Genomic DNA, 15,719 nt, shown 5'->3' on the forward strand with positions numbered 1-15,719 from the left:
AAAAAACCCGTGGCGTCGTAAACCAGGGACACATGACGCAGCTACTATTCTGAAAAAGCAGCCTTCTCCACCAGCGGAACTACAGACTGACAACACAGCTGTCAGTGTAATACCACGCAGAAAAAGGAGTTTCTTAGAGGAGTATGAAAAAGGAGAGATAAACTGGAGCGGGAAACCGGGTTCGAACCGGCGACCTCAACCTTGGCAAGGTTGCGCTCTACCAACTGAGCTATTCCCGCACTTTTTACCAGTATAAACGATAAAAAAGTGGCGTCCCGTAGGGGAGTCGAACCCCTGTTACCGCCGTGAAAGGGCGGTGTCCTAGGCCTCTAGACGAACGGGACACGTGCATCTCATCAAGAGAGGCGCGCATTCTAAGAAGCAGGACTGATGCTGTCAAGCTTACAGTGGTTTTTTATCGCCTCTCATAAAAACCCGGGGTGACCACCACCTCAGCACCACGCGTGAAGCCCGCGCACTAGCCAATGAACCTACTCTTTTTCAAACGTCAACGATGCAGAATTGACACAATACCGTGTCCCGGTGGGGGCCGGGCCGTCATCAAACACATGTCCCAGGTGGCAGCCACAATGGGCACAGGTTATCTCAGTGCGGATCATGCCGTGGCTCATATCCGGGTGCTCGGCGATAACTCCAGCCGCCACTCCCTGGTAAAAACTTGGCCACCCGGAACCTGAATCAAACTTGTGTTGGGAATGGAACAGCGACTCACCGCAACACTTGCAATAGTAGATGCCCGCCGACTTCTCGGCATTGTACTCGCCGGTGAAAGGTCGCTCTGTGCCCTTCTCCCGACAAATACGATATTCATCCGGAGTCAGCTTATCGCGCCAGTATTCATCATCATACTTTTCACCATCCGCCATTTTTGCACCTCACAGAATTATTAGTTATGACAGGGTTTTGATATACAATGAGTTTTTACTCAAGGTTTGACCACCAACAGCGGTTATTTATGCACCATATCAAGAAATCCGACAAATTGGACAACGTTTGCTACGACATTCGTGGGCCGGTACTGGATCATGCCAACCGCCTCGAAGAAGAAGGGCTGCGGATCCTAAAACTCAATATCGGCAATCCAGCGCCATTTGGGCTGGAAGCACCGGATGAGATTATTCACGACGTGATTCATAACCTGACAAAAGCCCAGGGATACTGCCACGCCAAGGGTATCTACAGTGCACGCAAGGCCGTCATGCAACGCTGTCAACTGGTGGGCATTCCCAACGTCGAAATCGACGATATTTTTCTGGGCAATGGGGTCAGTGAGCTGATTGTGATGGCCATGCAGGCTCTGCTCAATAATGGTGATGAGATTCTGGTGCCAGCTCCGGATTACCCGCTTTGGACTGCCGCCGTCACGTTGGCCGGGGGCAAGGCGGTGCACTACCTGTGCGATGAAGACAACGAGTGGCAACCGGACATTAACGATATCGCCAGTAAAATCACACCCAGAACCCGCGGTATTGTGGTCATCAATCCCAACAACCCGACGGGAGCGGTATACGGCAAAACGGTACTCGAGCAGATTGTCGATCTGGCTCGCAAACATGACCTGATTATTTACGCCGACGAAATCTACGACCGCATCCTCTACGATGATGCGGTGCACGTGCCGATGGGTACACTGGCCACGGATGTACTCTGTATTTCATTTAATGGCCTGTCAAAAACCTATCGTCTGGCTGGCTTCCGTTCGGGGTGGCTTGTGGTGAGCGGAGCAAAGCACCGTGCCAGAAGTTACATCCAGGGCATAGAAATGCTGGCTTCCATGCGTCTGTGCGCCAACGTGCCCGCCATGTATGCGATCCAGACGGCCCTGGGAGGTTATCAGAGCATTGGCGACCTGGTCGCACCGGGCGGACGCCTGTACCAGCAGCGAGAAAAAGCATGGACACTGTTAAATGACATCCCCGGGGTCAGTTGTGTGAAGCCCAAAGCTGCCATGTATCTCTTCCCCAGGCTCGACCCGGAAGTTTATCCCATTGAAGATGACGAGCAGCTAGTGCTGGACCTGTTATTGGAGGAGCGCATTTTACTGGTACAAGGTACGGCCTTTAACTGGCCGAACCCGGACCATTTCCGCATCGTGTTCCTGCCCCGTGAAGATGACTTGGAAGAGGCCATTGCCCGTTTGGCACGATTCCTCGAGAAGTATCGCCAGAACAACCCTAAACAAAAGGCCACGCTGGCGCAGGTCGCGCCCTAACCAATCGATTCAGTACCCGGCAGTCTACTGAAAAACGTTTTTGAGGCCGGTTATGCTAGGCAACATTGGACGAAAAAGCGGAGTTTATAACTCATAAATGAGTATTTTGAGTCCAATGTTAACGACGCGGAAGCCACGCAGATAGCTTTTCAACAGGCTGCCAGGCCTACCGGGTAAAGGATTCGATCCCGGTAGCCCGTCAGTACCGGCAAGTAACCTGCCAGTGACTGATCCAACTGCGGGTCGTTGCTGTCCACCAGCAACGGCCTACCACCCAGCTCAGTAATCTTGGTCTTGGTGGCCACCACCAACAGATTATCCCTCCCGACCCGTTTCAGAATGTCCGGGGTTAACTGCTGGTTGCCGCGCCCCAGCAAAATCCCCTGACCGCCAATAGGCGTGATCACAATTTTCACTGGCCCCTGGTGTACCTGCAGCGCACGTTCAATATCACCAGCACTGACATCGGCAGCCAACAGCTGGCGATTACGGATCAGGTCTACCCCCAGTAGGGTATTCGCAATAGACATCTCTTCCATCAGGGCTGCGGTGGTAGAACCGGGACCAATGATATACAGACAATCATCAGCCATCTCCTCCAGAAGCGTGTCCGCAATATCCTTCAACACCAGCGATTCCACTTCCCGGCCACCGGACTTGACCTGCTGCATAAACTGGCCCGCTCCGGGCACCAGCAATTCGCCGTAATAGCGGGATTTGACACGCCCCTCGCGCAGCGCCTGTTCATCGATATCCCGTACCTCCTGGGGGCGGATATCCACCAATTGTCCGCGAACCAACAACCCCACCAGCTCGCCGGCCGCTTCTGGTGTAATGGCATAAACACCTGACTGCATTTTCACCCCGGCGGGCACACCCAGTACGGGTTGTTGTGCCGGGACGGCATTGCAAATATTGCGGGCCGTGCCATCTCCTCCCACAAACAACAACAGGTCCACCCCGGCAGACACCATCGCTGCCGCCACCTGTTCAGTATCTTCGGGCGTGGTTTCCCCGGAATGCACCTCACCCACCACTTGTGGCTTAAACCCACATTCCCTGGCAACGATTTCACCCATGGAGCCGGGGCCTGTGAGCAGCTGAATCGTTTCAAGATTCAGCGTTTCGGCTATCATCCGCAGCGCTCGCAATGCCCGTTGCGGAGCACGGGGCTCGCTGCCACGACGTATAGCCTCACGCGCGGTTTCACGGCCATCGCTCCCCTTCAAGCCTGCAGGCCCACCCAGCCCGGCCAGGGGGTTGATGATCAAACCCAGTCTAAACACTAACTACTCCACATTTTTTATAAAAAGATTTTAACCTGAGGCTTGCCCCCACAACCAAACATGGTATGTTCAGCAAAAAGCAAATTGAGCATTATTGACTGACATGAGCCAGCAACCCAAAGACAACACATCAGATACAACACAGCCACCGGACTTTCACGGGGCCGCTGTCATTGATGAAAATGGCAATGAAATTCCAATTACTGAAGATATGGTTCAAGAAGCCTTTGAAGAGTTGGAGGAAGAAACCGCTGACAAACCCAACGATCTCAAACAGTAATAGACCGGCCAGACGTCCTTACGGCATCCCTTTTCCCCATCAACAGCACCAATCAACCTGACCTGAAACCCAGTGCGGCAAGTTGTTGCTCCAGCGTACGATCACTGCAACCCCTGACCCGATAATGCTGGAACTCCAGGCGCTGGGGATAACTCTTGCGCAGCTGGTCAAAGGCCATACCAATTGACTCACCCTTACCCAGAAGCTCGGCCCGCATTTGCCTGTCATCCCCTGCCACGTCGTAAACGGCCAGCACAGCTTTGCCTAACGAGGACATCTGAATCAGATCGATAATCTCGGTTTTTTCAGAACTACAGGGCTGCGATTCACCCAACCAGTCACAGAAGGCATCTCGCACCATCCGCGAGCCATTGATCTTGCCATCCCAGCTGTAGCCAGCAATATGCGGTGTACCAATGTTGACGGCCTGCAACAGCGGCAGTGAAACCGTAGGCTCGTTTTCCCACACATCCAGCACCACCTGCCAGGCATATTCCGGCAGCAATTCCAGCAGTGCGGCATTATCCACCACTGCCCCGCGACCGGCATTCAGCAACAGTCCTCCAGGAGAAAAGCGACGGAGCACCTGCTCATCGAAGAGGTGATAGGTCGGATGTGGACCACTTGACGTCAGAGGTGTATGTAGGCAGAGAATGCTGGCATCCAGCACCTCCTCAAATGAACATTTATCGGGAATTTGTTCCACCGTCAGGAATGGATCGTAGCAACGGCAGTCAACTCCGAGTGCTTTCAAAGTACGGTAGAGACGTCCACCCACATTGCCACAACCAACAATGCCCACGGTTTGCCTCAGCCAGTCAGGTCGTACCCGAAACAGGGCAGACAACACATACTGGACTACAGCATTGGCATTGCAACCAGGGGCATTGGCAAAAGCAATGTTGCGACCCTCCAGATAATGCTGGTCCACGTGATCGACGCCGACCGTGGCAGAGCCGACAAAGCGTACGCGGCTGCCTTCCAGTAAGGCCGCATTGACCCGGGTAATGGAGCGCACCAACAAAACATCGGCATCCTTTACCTGCTGGCTGTCTATTTCCCGACCGGGACAGGTTGTCACCTCACCGTAGGGTGAGAATAGTTCCCGCACCAGGGGCATATTTTCATCGGCGACAATTTTCACTGGTTATTGGCTTCTCCTGTGAACCGCTGTATCCGCTGAAATATACGCTGATCAAACCCCATGCGCTGACAAAAATCAGCGAGTTCTGACAAGTGTGCGCGGCGGCGCTCAACGGCAGGCTCACCAATGGGCGCATCTTCAGCGATGCCGGTAAGCTGCCTGACCACCGCCAGTTGCTCCCGGTGACTTTCAATTTTTTCCGGTAACCGGGAAGCCCCTCGTACCGCCGCTTCTGCCAACCTATCGCCAGCAGTCAATATTTTATCCAGAGAGCCAAAGTGGTCCAGCAAAGCCGTGGCGGTCTTCGGCCCAATACCCGGAACGCCGGGAATATGGTCCACCGGGTCACCCACCAGTGCCAGATAATCGGCCAGCTGCTCAGGCCACACACCCATAGTGTCCATAACCCCTTGGCGGTCCCTGGCATCGCCGCGTCCAAAATCCCAGATCAGATCGTCAGCTTTAAGCAGCTGGGCCAGGTCCTTATCGCCGCTGATCACAATCACCTGCTGACCCTGCGCCTGCCCTCGCCGTGCGAGGGTGCCAATAATGTCATCTGCTTCGTGGCTGTTACTGGCGAGACCGGCAATACCGAGCAAACCGGTCACCTCGACACAGGCCGCCAGTTGAAATGCCAGGGCCTCGTCGGGCAGTACCCGGTTAGCTTTGTAGGGTGGATAGATGTCATTTCGGAAACAACTGCCCAGACTTTCATCAAACGCAGCGACAATATTTTTCGGTTGTCGTTGTTCCAACAAACTCAGCAGAAAACCAAGGTAACCATAGACAGCCTGCGTAGGAAATCCTTCTTCGCTGTGCCAGCGTTCCGGCAACACGAAGTAATGGCGAAAAATATAAATGGATGCATCAATCAGGTAGAGCGGCAATAGCATTAGAGTCTGGCCACATCATATTGGTGGGGCTGACTGTAATTTGTACCACCAAAAGATTCCACCAGTGCTTCAGCAAGCTGTGCCGCCCTGGTCGGCATGGGCATGTCACACCAGTAACGTGCTTGTTGAGCCACCGCCTCGACAAAGGCCTCACTGGCACCGATACCGCCACTGAGATTATCTGCACTGATTCGAAAACGATGTCCCGCTGCGTTGGAGAGCATCCACTCCAACGCCTGGGGTTTTACTTCCACCTGCTCAAACGCCTGCTGTTGGGCTTCCGTGCGACCGTCCGGTTGATACCAATAGCCAAAATCGACCTGTTCCCGACGTTCTGGACCCGCGATACACCAGTGGGAAATTTCATGCAGGGCACTGGAGAAGTAATCGTGGCGAAAAACCAGCCGGTGATAAGCAAATGCGTCATCGGCAGGGTAGTAAACCGGTTCATCACCCATGGCAATCAAGCGGGTGTTACAACTGCCCGCGAACAACCGATCAAAAATATCGATCAACTGCCAGGTGCGAGGATCAAAGTATTCGCTGTTACCAGATGACATCCACACTCTCACGACAGCGTGTGTTATCAATTCGTTGCAGGTATTCCCGGGTGAGAAATTCGCGTCCGGCAAGCAGGTGTTCCACATACCACCGTGCCGGGAGAATATTATTGTCGATCACAGCAGGGTTGGCGATGTAGGTCCAGGCTGGAATAACCCCTGCCTCTGTTTGCACAGGAAACATTTCCCGGCTGTACATGTAGGGCGTACCTTCAAAAGGGTCCAGCTTGGCAATCTCCAGATGATTAGCCAGGCGATATAACACACCCTCAACGCGTTCACCCTTTGCATAGACAATATTGGCACAAGCCAGCAGTGCGTCATGTCTCGAGCGCTTATTGAAACGCAGGCCAAAGCCGTCCAGCCAGCCGGGGCACAAATCCACGACCTGCAGTGCCCGTTTAGCCATCCGCTCAGGATTCATATTTGAGCCATAAGCAAAATAGTAGCTCACAAAATATACCCAAGGTATTGTGCTAGAAGTTAATCGGTAGTACTTTATCTTGTGTGGGGCGCTGTTATTTAGACTCCCCCTACAAGGTCCCGGCCAGACCAGGACACAGTCCTTCTGGTCGTGATCGAACTGCCATTTGAGGAGGCTGTATTATGACTACCTCAACACCCGATCACAACACGGATAACGTGGTGGATCTCTTCTCGGGTAAACCCTACTCTTCCCGTTACAATCGTCGCATCATTCGTCTCGCTCCTGAACTCGATGGTCTGGAAATGATCTATTCCAACGAGGCTCACCCCAACAAGTTGTTCAGCATTAAAGTGCTGTGTTGGGCGCTCCGCGCAGACGGTGAAGTGGTGGGCCTGGTGCCCTGGCTTGATGACATCATGCCCTGCACAGAAATTCAGGACCCACTTAACGGTCACTGGGAAGGTTACTACGACCCAGGTATAGACGAGGTGTTTTTCGAAGCCCCCATTCACAAGGTTCTGGAGCTGGAAACCGCTGCCGAATACTACGAATTCGAATGCGACAGTGACAAGGACGTGGTGCAGGAGCTTCCCGACACTATCGGCACCCATGCAGTGCTTTCAGAAGACGGCTTCAAAAGCATTACGCTGAAAGAAGTGGTCAGCTGGCAGCTGCTCAGTGATGGTGTTGTCCGGGGCATGCTGATTGATGATGATAAAGTCATCAGCACACCAGTTCTGCCCGGCGATGAATGCCTTTACTCGGCCAAGGATGAAGAGACTTTCCGCTATTTCTTCCAGCATCACATCGCCAACAAGATCAAGGCGAAAGATCCGGATGCGCTGGCGGCAATCTCCATGCTGGTTGAGTCCTGAGCTGACCTGACCAGCCCCTGATGCTGGTCGGCTGACGGGTCCGCCCACAGGCGGCGGGCTGTCACCCCCTGAAAAAACCGGAGTAGTCAACCAACTCCGGACAGGCTTTTCTCCCCCTCAATTTTTCCCTGTTGCAACCCAGCTTTGGTCAATCCGAAAACCAGCGGATATGGCCTGTCACCTCTTCCCGATCGTGATAAAGCTGCCGAAAACGTAATTCATAACGAACCCCGGTTTCATCCATGCGTGTAGCGATCCGCTCCCGGCAATCCAGCACCGCCTGAAAACGTTGTTTCATCGGCAACTTAAGATTGAAGATGGCTTCACGACACCAGCCTTTAGACAACCAGCGCCCCACCAGATCTGCAACTCGCGCGGGTTTATCGGCAATATCGCTGACCAGCCACTGCACAGGCTTGCGGGGTTCGTAGAGAAACGCATCCTCGCGAATATGCTCTACCATTCCGGTTGCCATTAACTCTGGCGCCATGGGGCCATTATCCACGGCATAAACCGAGATGCCGCGCGCCACCAGCTGGTAGGTCCATCCCCCCGGAGCTGCGCCCAGGTCAACGGCGCGGGTTCTCGCCTTCAGTCGATCAGCCCACTCCTCCTCGGGGATAAAAAAATGCCAGGCCTCTTCCAGCTTCAGGGTAGCTCGACTGGGTGCATCCCTTGGCACCTTCAGGCGAGGAATCCCCATTGTCCAGGGGCTGCTGTTTTCCATCGTACTGATGCCCATCCAGGCTTGGCGTCCTGAGAGAAACAGCAGGTGCAGCCGGTATTTACCGGAAGCTTTTATCAGATTCTTCTTTTTCAGCGCCTGTCGCAGCGGGACCGTTATTTTTCGGCAGAATCCCGACAGCGCCTTGCCTTCGTTGGTGTCTACATATTCGACACTGAAGTCTGCCAGCTTGCCGGGAACAATCTCTTCCACCAATTCCAGCAGGGGGCCGATTCGATTCTGTTCAGGCAAATCATCCAGCAGGGGTGCCGCAGCAAACCACTGGCGGACAAACATCAACTGGTGAAAATCCAGCTGTCGCAGCAACTGTAGGGCACCATCGGCATCATGGGTGACATAACAGACATGCGCGCTGCCTTCCGAGGTTTTTACGTAACCATAGACCCCGACCTGATCTGCAAGATTGGCAATTTCTGCGGCGGCTTCTTTTTCAAAGCCCTGGCGGCAATACAGCAGCAGGTGATTTAACACGACAAACTCCCGGCAAAATCCCGTACCTTCAGAGCGACATCATCCAGGTGCTGCTGCTGGGTCAGCCCGGACTTCTTGCGCGGCTTCAGGTCGTGATCGCCATCTTCAATCCAGCACAGCTGCACCGCGGGACTGAATGCCACCGCCTCAAGCTCCGGCGGCTTGCCAAAGGCATCTCGGGTACCCTGAAAAATTCTCGTTGGGGTGACCATACCGGCAAACTGCTCCACTCGCATTTTTTCCGGCTTGCCCGGTGCATGAAAAGGAAATCCAAAACAGCACAGGCCATCGACCTGCAACTCGTCAGCCACAAGACTGGCCATGCGGCCACCCATGGACTTGCCGCCAATCATTAGCGGGCCGACAAGCTCCTGACAATCGCGAATTTCTGCCACCACTTGCCGCCAGCAATCCAGCAGCACCGGTTGGCGATCCGGGGGTCGTTTGCTGCCACCCGAACGTCGCTGTGCCATATAGGGAAATTCAAAACGCACCACGCTGATTTGATGCCCGGCAATACCCCTGACCAGAGCAGACATAAAGTCACTGTCCATTGGCGCACCTGCACCATGGGCAAAAATCAACGTGCCGCAGCTTTGGCCTGCCCCGCCGCGATCTATCAGGTAATTCATGGTTGTATCTGTCGGAATTGGTGTCGGGTGAGCAGGTTACAGGTTTCGGAGTCCGGGTCAAAGGTAATCACGACCTCACCTGCGGCAATCTGCCGCTTGACCTGAGCAACCTTAACGGAAAAATCCACCTCATGAACACCGTAGTCTGTTGCCTCCCGGGAGACAAAATCCTCGATTACCGCCTCCAGCAGCTCGGGCGACAAGTGGTCCATAGGGATTTCAATCACAGCGTTTCAGGCTTCCTGAATTTCAGAGTCATGCGATCGCTTTCACCGATGGCGAGGTATTTCTCTTGGTTTTCCGACCCCAAACGCAGGGTCGGCGGCAATGTCCAGACCCCGGCCGGGTGATCCGCAGAATCCTTTGGATTGGCGTTGATATCACTTTTTGCGTCCAGGACAAACCCTGCATTTTCTGCCAGCTCAATCACATAGGCCTCAGTCATGTAACCACTGGCAAGCATGGCCTGCCGGGTCGTTCCTTCCTTCGCCCGGTGCTCTACCACCCCCAGAATGCCACCCGGCTTTAAGGCCTGGTAAAACAAATTGAAAGCCTGCTGTTCACTGCCTGTGCGCAGCCAGTTATGTACATTGCGAAACGTCAGCACCCTGTCGGCCGTAGCTTCCGGAGTTAGCAACTGACCGCGGACCGGATCAAAGGTAGACAGCTTCACCTTGCCATAAACCTTGGGGAGAGAAAGCAGCTTTTCCTCGAATCGCTGCCGGGACAAGTCGTAGAATTTTACCCCGATACCCGTGGGAAAGTGGGCCGCATAAAACGTGCCTTCCTGCATTAATGGCGCCAGAATTTCGGTGTACCAGCCACCGCCCGGCCAGATCTCGACCACAGTCATAGCGGGTTCAACATCGAAGAATGCGAGCGTTTCCGCCGGGTGACGCCATACATCCCGCTCGGCAAATTCAGGTGTGCGGTGTTCGCCCTGCAACGGATTGGCCTGTGCAACGGCACAAAACAGCACCATCAGAGCCAACCATGGGGTGTATCGGACTGATTTAATCATGTTGCTAACTCCTGAAATCCTTTCATGGTTTTTAACGTCATGGTCTGTGACAGGGAGATGGGACATAATACTCAGAAAATACCGGGGGCCAACAAACCGATGAAACATTATCTCGTACTGACCATTATGGCAGATGACCGACCCGGCATTGTCGAGCGTATTGCCGACGCCGTGGCCGCAACAGGTGGCAACTGGCTGGAAAGCAACATGTCCCGCCTGGGCGGCAAGTTTGCCGGCATTCTGCTGGTAGATATTGCCGAGGAGAAACAGGGCAGGCTCATCGATAGCCTCAACGGCCTGCAGTCACTGGGTATTCGCGTCACCGCCGAACCCTGTTCCAGTGTTCAGGAGTCTACGGGGGAACCTCTGTTGCTAACCGTCGTCGGCAATGATCGACCGGGGATTGTCGGGGAAATTTCCGCCATCCTGGCACGCCTACAGGTCAACGTGGAAGAGCTGGATACCTGCTGTGAAGATGCCCCCATGAGTTCGGAAATCCTGTTCCGCGCCACCGCCATTCTGCAGTTGCCTGCCGACCTTAGCAGAGACAGCCTGCAATCGGCACTGGAGCAGGTCTCCGACGACCTGATGGTTGAGCTGGAAAAACCCGCGCTCTAGCCCACCAACCCCCTGAGCAACACCCCAACCCCATAGGCCATACTGGCAGCAATACCACCGATGCCCACGGTTTCAATACCGGAAATAAACCAGTGCTGGTCCACAAACCGGCCTTTCATGGCCCCCACCCAGAAAAAGGCTACCACGGTCATCAGGGCGGACCATAAAAATGGCTCGCTGATGAATCCCGGCACGATCCAGTTGGCAACATAGGTCGTCAGCGGAATAAAGCCCACCACACAGAAAGCCACAAAAGTCGCCAGACCAGCTTTGAAAGCATTGTGGTTTTGCAGGGACAGACCAAATTCTTCCTGCACCATGGTATCCACCCATTTTTCCCGGTCAGAGACAATCACATCCACCGCCTCTTCCAGTAACTCGCCCTCAAAACCCTTGCGCGCGTAGATCTGACGAACCTCTTCCACTTCCCCTTCGGGAAACTTCTCAATTTCTTCCATTTCCCGCTGGCGGATTTTCTCGCGATGCTGGTTCTCGGCCTTGGTGCCCAGGTAATTGCTAACCGCCATACTGAACCCATCAGCCAGCAGGTTGGCAAAACCGAGAATGATAATCACACCCGCCGACATACCGGCACCAGCGACACCCGCGACGATCGCAAACGTGGTAATGGCACCATCCACGGCACCATAGATAAATTCTTTCAGGTATACGGAGTCCGGCCCCTCTTCCAGTCGCTGCGCGATCAGGTGGGGATGATGGTGAGCACGGTATTCCTCCAGTTCCCTCAGTTGATCATGGTTTTCCATTCAAGCTCCTTGCCACATACAGCTTGTGGGGCAATGAATCCCGCCAGGGGGACAGACTGGCCAAACAGGCCTTTGGGTAGCATGATAGCGCACACCCAAATTGATGTACGTAACCATGCTGAATATTGTTCTTTTCGAGCCGGAAATTCCTCCAAACACTGGAAACATCATACGTCTCTGCGCCAATACCGGATTTCATCTACACCTTATCGAGCCTCTGGGCTTTGAACTGGATGACAAGCGGCTGCGTCGCGCCGGGCTGGACTACCGAGAGTGGCAAGATGCCAAGGTGCACAGCAACTGGCAAGCATTCCTGGAAAATCAGCGCCCCGATCGTATTTTTGCCATCAGCACCAAAGGACAGACCCGCTATACCGATATTGCTTACCGGGCTGGCGACACCCTGGTGTTCGGCCCTGAAACCCGCGGTCTGTCGGCGGCCTTCCGCGAGGCATTACCCGGCGATCACGTCCTGCGCATTCCCATGCAGGCAGAGAGTCGCAGCCTGAACCTCTCCAATGCCGCTGCACTGATTGTCTATGAGGCCTGGCGACAACTTGGCTTCCAAGGTGCGATCTAAACCGTGAGATGCACCCCCGGGGCAATACCCGTAAAATCCACCCCCCAACGTCTTTGAGAATCGGCCCGTCCATGTCCCGAGCACCCATTGGCCTGTTTTATGGCTCATCCACCTGCTACACCGAAATGGTCGCTGAAAAAATTGCGGCCGAGTTCGGAGAAGGTGGCGTGGACGTGCACAATATCGAGACCGTACCCGTCTCCGAAATGGAAGACTATGACTGGCTGATTCTCGGCATCCCCACCTGGGATTACGGAGAACTACAAGAGGACTGGGAGAACTGCTGGGACGACCTTGACGAACTGGACCTCAGCGGCAAGACCATCGCTCTCTTCGGCCTGGGCGACCAAGTGGGCTACCCGGAATGGTTCCTCGATGCGCTGGGTTATTTATGGGCCAAGGTACGTAACCTCGGCGCCAACACCGTAGGCTACTGGCCTGTGGAGGGTTTTGATTTCGAAGCCTCCAAGGCACTTACCACGGACGAACAGTATTTTGTCGGCCTCGCCATCGACGATGAAAACCAGTTCGATCTCACCGACCAGCGCATCAAAGCCTGGTGCGCCCAAATTCGTCGGGAATTCGGTCTCGACGGAGCCTGAGCAGCCCTAAAAACTGTTCGCCAGCACAATCCCCGCTGACAGCAAAATCATGGTCAAGGTGCCCGCCGTACCGAGAAAACGCGGGGGCGACGAGCCAGCACTTTTGCCCAGACCATACGCATGCAGCAAACGACACACCACCAGCAGGCTACCCAGAGCATGCACCGGCCAGGTACTGCTAAGGGTATTTTCAACAGCAAGCAACAACAGCAACGCCATTGGCATGTATTCCGCGGCATTGCCGTGCACACGAATGCGCCGATTCAACTCACGATTGTCGCCGTCACCAATACCCACCCGGCAACTAAAACGGCCGCGGACCACCCGTAGAGCCAACACCACCAGGAGAATTCCACACAACGCCATATAGATGGCGGACACTTCCATACTAAAGGTACTGGGCATGGCAACAATCTCCTGAACAGCCGTGAATGTGCATCAATTAAACCACAGCCGACTTCTGCTGATAAAATGCGCCCCACCGCCAGGAAATACCCATGTCAGACCCATTCTCAGAGCCACCTCCAGACTCCGTGCAACAGGCCGCCATCCACTGGGATGAGCAGGGCCAGCCGCTGTCCGATGCCTTTGATGATGTGTATTTCTCCAAGGCCAGTGGCATTGAAGAAACCCGTTATGTATTCCTGCAGCACAACGGCTTGCCTCAGCGCTGGCGTGAGTTCCCACAGACACAGTTCACCATCGGCGAAACCGGTTTTGGCACGGGCCTTAACTTCCTCACCGTCGCCGCCAGTTGGCTACAACAGGTCGATGACCCAAACGCCCGGCTACATTTTGTCTCGGCAGAAAAATATCCGCTGTCAAAAAACGACCTCGAAAAAGCCCTGGCGCTGTGGCCAGAGTTATCGCCACTGGCCGCCGAGCTGACTGAACAATACCCACCCCCGGTGGCAGGCATCCATCGCCTTTACCTGGCAGACCAGCGCATCGTCCTGACCCTGTTATATGGCGATGCCGGGGAGATGTTCACCAGTCTCAAAGGCACTGACCACCCATTGTTTCGACGAGCTGGCAACCCGCGCATCGACGCCTGGTTTCTGGATGGTTTCGCCCCGGCAAAAAACCCGGCCATGTGGAGCGACGAACTGTTTCAGGCCATCGCCGATTTGAGCGGACCCGGCACCACCTTCAGTACCTTTACCGCTGCGGGAATCGTGCGCCGCGGTTTGCAGGCAGTCGGTTTCGAGGTACAGAAAGTGCAGGGCTTCGGCCACAAGCGGGACATGCTCTGCGGGCAAATGGACGAACCCATCAGCGAGTCAGCAACAGAGAAAGATTGGCTACCAGCGACCTACAACGCCAAACACCAGCCACCCTGGTATCTGGCACCCCAATTCAAACGCCCGAAATCCGCTCTGGTGCTGGGCGGTGGTATCGCAGGCTGTGCAACGGCAAGAGCTTTGGCGGAACGTGGTATTGCCGTCACCCTGATTGAACGCCACGATGAGCTGGCACAAGAGGGCTCCGGTAATCCCCAAGGGATCATTTACCCCAAACTGTCCAACAAGCACTCCCCCCTGGCGCAATTCGGCCTGATGGCACTGCTCCATGCCAGCCGCTATCACCAACAATTTCTGAACAATGGCGGCAGCCGTTGCGGGGTGCTGGTGCTGCCGGAAACAGACCGGGACCGGCAAACATTTCAGGAAATTGCCACGCAGTTCCCCCCTCAACTGGTCCAGTTGGTCAAGGGCACAGCCTTGAGCGATGTAGCAGGAATAGACCTCAGCGCCGAAACGGGGCTGTTTTTCCCGCAACTGGGCTGGATCAACCCACCCGAGGCCTGTGAGTCACTGGCACAACACCCGCTGATTGAACGGCGCACCGCGCACATTGAACGCCTTATCTATGTAGATGAATGCTGGCGGGCGCTGGATGAAGCTGATAACCCAGTGGCAGAGGCGCCGGTAACAATTATCGCCACTGCATACCACAGCAACCGCTTCGAGCAGACCAGCCACCTACCGTTAAAACAGATTCGTGGCCAGATCAGCTGCCTGCCCGCCACGGCAGATAGCCGAAACCTGAAAACCGTTATCTGCGGCGAGGGCTATTTGGCTCCCGCCAATAACGGCACCCATACTCTGGGCGCCACCTACAATATCGGCGAGACCAGTAGCGACGTCCGCACCGAGGACCACCAAACAAATTTGCAGCAATTGGCAAGAACCGATGCCACAGCAGCGGCACTGTTTACATCCGTAAACCCCGAACAACTTGATGGCCGCGCCGCCTTCCGCTGCACCACACCGGATTACCTGCCCATTGCAGGGCCAGCACCGAAATTTGAGGAATTCCTGGAAAGCTATTCACTGCTGCGCAAAAACGCCCGCTCCCACATTCCCGTTGCAAGCCCGGCCTGGCCGGGGCTATACCTGAATTGTGGCCACGGCTCCCGAGGCATGAGCTATGCCCCGCTGTGCGCGGAATTAATTGCCAGTGAGATTTGCCGGGAGGTTCCACCCCTGTCACTGCCATTGCGACAGGCAGTGCATCCGGGACGGTTTATTATTCGGGATATGAAAAGGGGTCGACTATAACCCTAGCAAATTTCAATCTCGCCA

The 15,719-nt window shown here is 54.8% G+C and carries 19 protein-coding genes and 2 tRNA genes; 7 read left to right on the forward strand and 14 right to left on the reverse strand.

The window, feature by feature from the left end:
* Positions 1 to 163: 163 nt before the first annotated feature.
* The 3 genes from Q8A57_RS02565 to msrB form a co-directional block, all read right to left on the reverse strand.
* A tRNA-Gly gene (locus Q8A57_RS02565) sits at positions 164 to 239 on the reverse strand.
* A gap of 29 nt (positions 240 to 268) precedes the next feature.
* Positions 269 to 344: transfer RNA gene (locus Q8A57_RS02570), tRNA-Glu, on the reverse strand.
* Between the two features lie 147 nt (positions 345 to 491).
* Positions 492 to 887 carry a peptide-methionine (R)-S-oxide reductase MsrB gene (msrB, locus tag Q8A57_RS02575; protein WP_305169355.1) on the reverse strand — a complete coding sequence of 132 codons (396 nt, stop codon included), beginning with the start codon at positions 885 to 887 and terminating at the stop codon, positions 492 to 494.
* An 89-nt stretch (positions 888 to 976) separates the two neighbouring features.
* Between msrB and Q8A57_RS02580 the strand changes: the two genes are divergently transcribed.
* The gene (locus tag Q8A57_RS02580) at positions 977 to 2,233 is read left to right on the forward strand and encodes a pyridoxal phosphate-dependent aminotransferase (protein WP_305169713.1); all 1,257 of its coding nucleotides are present in this window, start codon (positions 977 to 979) and stop codon (positions 2,231 to 2,233) included.
* A 149-nt stretch (positions 2,234 to 2,382) separates the two neighbouring features.
* Here the strand turns inward: Q8A57_RS02580 and Q8A57_RS02585 are convergent, their stop codons facing one another.
* Positions 2,383 to 3,519, reverse strand: a complete 1,137-nt coding sequence (locus Q8A57_RS02585) for an ATP-NAD kinase family protein (RefSeq protein ID WP_305169356.1) — start codon at positions 3,517 to 3,519, stop codon at positions 2,383 to 2,385.
* 103 nt (positions 3,520 to 3,622) lie between these two features.
* On the opposite strand from Q8A57_RS02585, the gene Q8A57_RS02590 reads away from it, so the two are divergent.
* Complete coding sequence (locus tag Q8A57_RS02590) at positions 3,623 to 3,799, forward strand: PA1571 family protein (protein WP_305169357.1); 177 nt, start codon at positions 3,623 to 3,625, stop codon at positions 3,797 to 3,799.
* 52 nt (positions 3,800 to 3,851) lie between these two features.
* Here the strand turns inward: Q8A57_RS02590 and Q8A57_RS02595 are convergent, their stop codons facing one another.
* Genes Q8A57_RS02595 through Q8A57_RS02610 form a run of 4 tightly spaced genes read right to left on the reverse strand, consistent with a single transcriptional unit; the run spans position 3,852 to position 6,850 of the window.
* Positions 3,852 to 4,943: a 4-phosphoerythronate dehydrogenase gene (locus tag Q8A57_RS02595; RefSeq protein WP_305169358.1), complete on the reverse strand. Its 1,092-nt coding sequence runs from the start codon at positions 4,941 to 4,943 to the stop codon at positions 3,852 to 3,854.
* The gene (locus Q8A57_RS02600) at positions 4,940 to 5,836 is read right to left on the reverse strand and encodes a 5'-3' exonuclease (protein WP_305169359.1); all 897 of its coding nucleotides are present in this window, start codon (positions 5,834 to 5,836) and stop codon (positions 4,940 to 4,942) included. Before Q8A57_RS02600 ends, Q8A57_RS02595 begins: the two co-directional genes overlap by 4 nt.
* Positions 5,836 to 6,396, reverse strand: coding sequence for an elongation factor P hydroxylase (locus Q8A57_RS02605; RefSeq protein WP_305169360.1), 561 nt, complete (start codon positions 6,394 to 6,396; stop codon positions 5,836 to 5,838). Before Q8A57_RS02605 ends, Q8A57_RS02600 begins: the two co-directional genes overlap by 1 nt.
* Entirely contained in the window at positions 6,383 to 6,850 is a 468-nt protein-coding gene (locus tag Q8A57_RS02610) for a gamma-glutamylcyclotransferase family protein (protein WP_305169361.1), read from the reverse strand. The genes Q8A57_RS02605 and Q8A57_RS02610 overlap by 14 nt, the downstream gene beginning before the upstream one ends.
* Before the next feature lie 152 nt (positions 6,851 to 7,002).
* Between Q8A57_RS02610 and Q8A57_RS02615 the strand changes: the two genes are divergently transcribed.
* Entirely contained in the window at positions 7,003 to 7,698 is a 696-nt protein-coding gene (locus Q8A57_RS02615; RefSeq protein ID WP_305169362.1) for a hypothetical protein, read from the forward strand.
* Between the two features lie 148 nt (positions 7,699 to 7,846).
* Here the strand turns inward: Q8A57_RS02615 and rlmM are convergent, their stop codons facing one another.
* The 4 genes from rlmM to Q8A57_RS02635 are packed head-to-tail and all read right to left on the reverse strand — an operon-like array spanning position 7,847 to position 10,567.
* Positions 7,847 to 8,914: a 23S rRNA (cytidine(2498)-2'-O)-methyltransferase RlmM gene (gene rlmM / locus Q8A57_RS02620; RefSeq protein ID WP_305169363.1), complete on the reverse strand. Its 1,068-nt coding sequence runs from the start codon at positions 8,912 to 8,914 to the stop codon at positions 7,847 to 7,849.
* Positions 8,908 to 9,546, reverse strand: a complete 639-nt coding sequence (locus Q8A57_RS02625) for an alpha/beta family hydrolase (protein WP_305169364.1) — start codon at positions 9,544 to 9,546, stop codon at positions 8,908 to 8,910. The genes rlmM and Q8A57_RS02625 overlap by 7 nt, the downstream gene beginning before the upstream one ends.
* Positions 9,543 to 9,773: a YheU family protein gene (locus tag Q8A57_RS02630; protein WP_305169365.1), complete on the reverse strand. Its 231-nt coding sequence runs from the start codon at positions 9,771 to 9,773 to the stop codon at positions 9,543 to 9,545. Before Q8A57_RS02630 ends, Q8A57_RS02625 begins: the two co-directional genes overlap by 4 nt.
* Positions 9,770 to 10,567 (reverse strand): class I SAM-dependent methyltransferase, encoded by a 798-nt coding sequence (locus Q8A57_RS02635; protein WP_305169366.1) that lies wholly within the window; start codon positions 10,565 to 10,567, stop codon positions 9,770 to 9,772. The genes Q8A57_RS02630 and Q8A57_RS02635 overlap by 4 nt, the downstream gene beginning before the upstream one ends.
* Before the next feature lie 99 nt (positions 10,568 to 10,666).
* Here Q8A57_RS02635 and Q8A57_RS02640 point away from each other — a divergent pair, with 99 nt between their 5' ends.
* A complete protein-coding gene (locus Q8A57_RS02640; protein WP_305169367.1) occupies positions 10,667 to 11,185 on the forward strand; it encodes a glycine cleavage system transcriptional repressor in 519 nt (172 codons plus the stop codon).
* Here the strand turns inward: Q8A57_RS02640 and Q8A57_RS02645 are convergent.
* On the reverse strand, positions 11,182 to 11,952 hold the full coding sequence (locus Q8A57_RS02645; RefSeq protein ID WP_305169368.1) for a VIT1/CCC1 transporter family protein: 771 nt from the start codon (positions 11,950 to 11,952) through the stop codon (positions 11,182 to 11,184). The genes Q8A57_RS02640 and Q8A57_RS02645 overlap by 4 nt on opposite strands.
* A 115-nt stretch (positions 11,953 to 12,067) precedes the next feature.
* Between Q8A57_RS02645 and trmL the strand changes: the two genes are divergently transcribed.
* Together trmL and fldB are read left to right on the forward strand one after the other, a co-directional pair.
* On the forward strand, positions 12,068 to 12,532 hold the full coding sequence (trmL, locus tag Q8A57_RS02650; protein WP_305169369.1) for a tRNA (uridine(34)/cytosine(34)/5-carboxymethylaminomethyluridine(34)-2'-O)-methyltransferase TrmL: 465 nt from the start codon (positions 12,068 to 12,070) through the stop codon (positions 12,530 to 12,532).
* A gap of 71 nt (positions 12,533 to 12,603) precedes the next feature.
* Positions 12,604 to 13,134, forward strand: a complete 531-nt coding sequence (fldB, locus tag Q8A57_RS02655; RefSeq protein WP_305169370.1) for a flavodoxin FldB — start codon at positions 12,604 to 12,606, stop codon at positions 13,132 to 13,134.
* Between the two features lie 6 nt (positions 13,135 to 13,140).
* Here fldB and Q8A57_RS02660 read toward each other — a convergent pair whose 3' ends face one another.
* On the reverse strand, positions 13,141 to 13,539 hold the full coding sequence (locus tag Q8A57_RS02660; protein ID WP_305169371.1) for an MAPEG family protein: 399 nt from the start codon (positions 13,537 to 13,539) through the stop codon (positions 13,141 to 13,143).
* Between the two features lie 92 nt (positions 13,540 to 13,631).
* Here Q8A57_RS02660 and mnmC point away from each other — a divergent pair, with 92 nt between their 5' ends.
* Positions 13,632 to 15,695 (forward strand): bifunctional tRNA (5-methylaminomethyl-2-thiouridine)(34)-methyltransferase MnmD/FAD-dependent 5-carboxymethylaminomethyl-2-thiouridine(34) oxidoreductase MnmC, encoded by a 2,064-nt coding sequence (gene mnmC, locus Q8A57_RS02665; protein WP_305169372.1) that lies wholly within the window; start codon positions 13,632 to 13,634, stop codon positions 15,693 to 15,695.
* Positions 15,696 to 15,719: the final 24 nt, after the last annotated feature.

The organism is Porticoccus litoralis (assembly GCF_030676955.1).
GTDB lineage: Bacteria > Pseudomonadota > Gammaproteobacteria > Pseudomonadales > Porticoccaceae > Porticoccus > Porticoccus litoralis.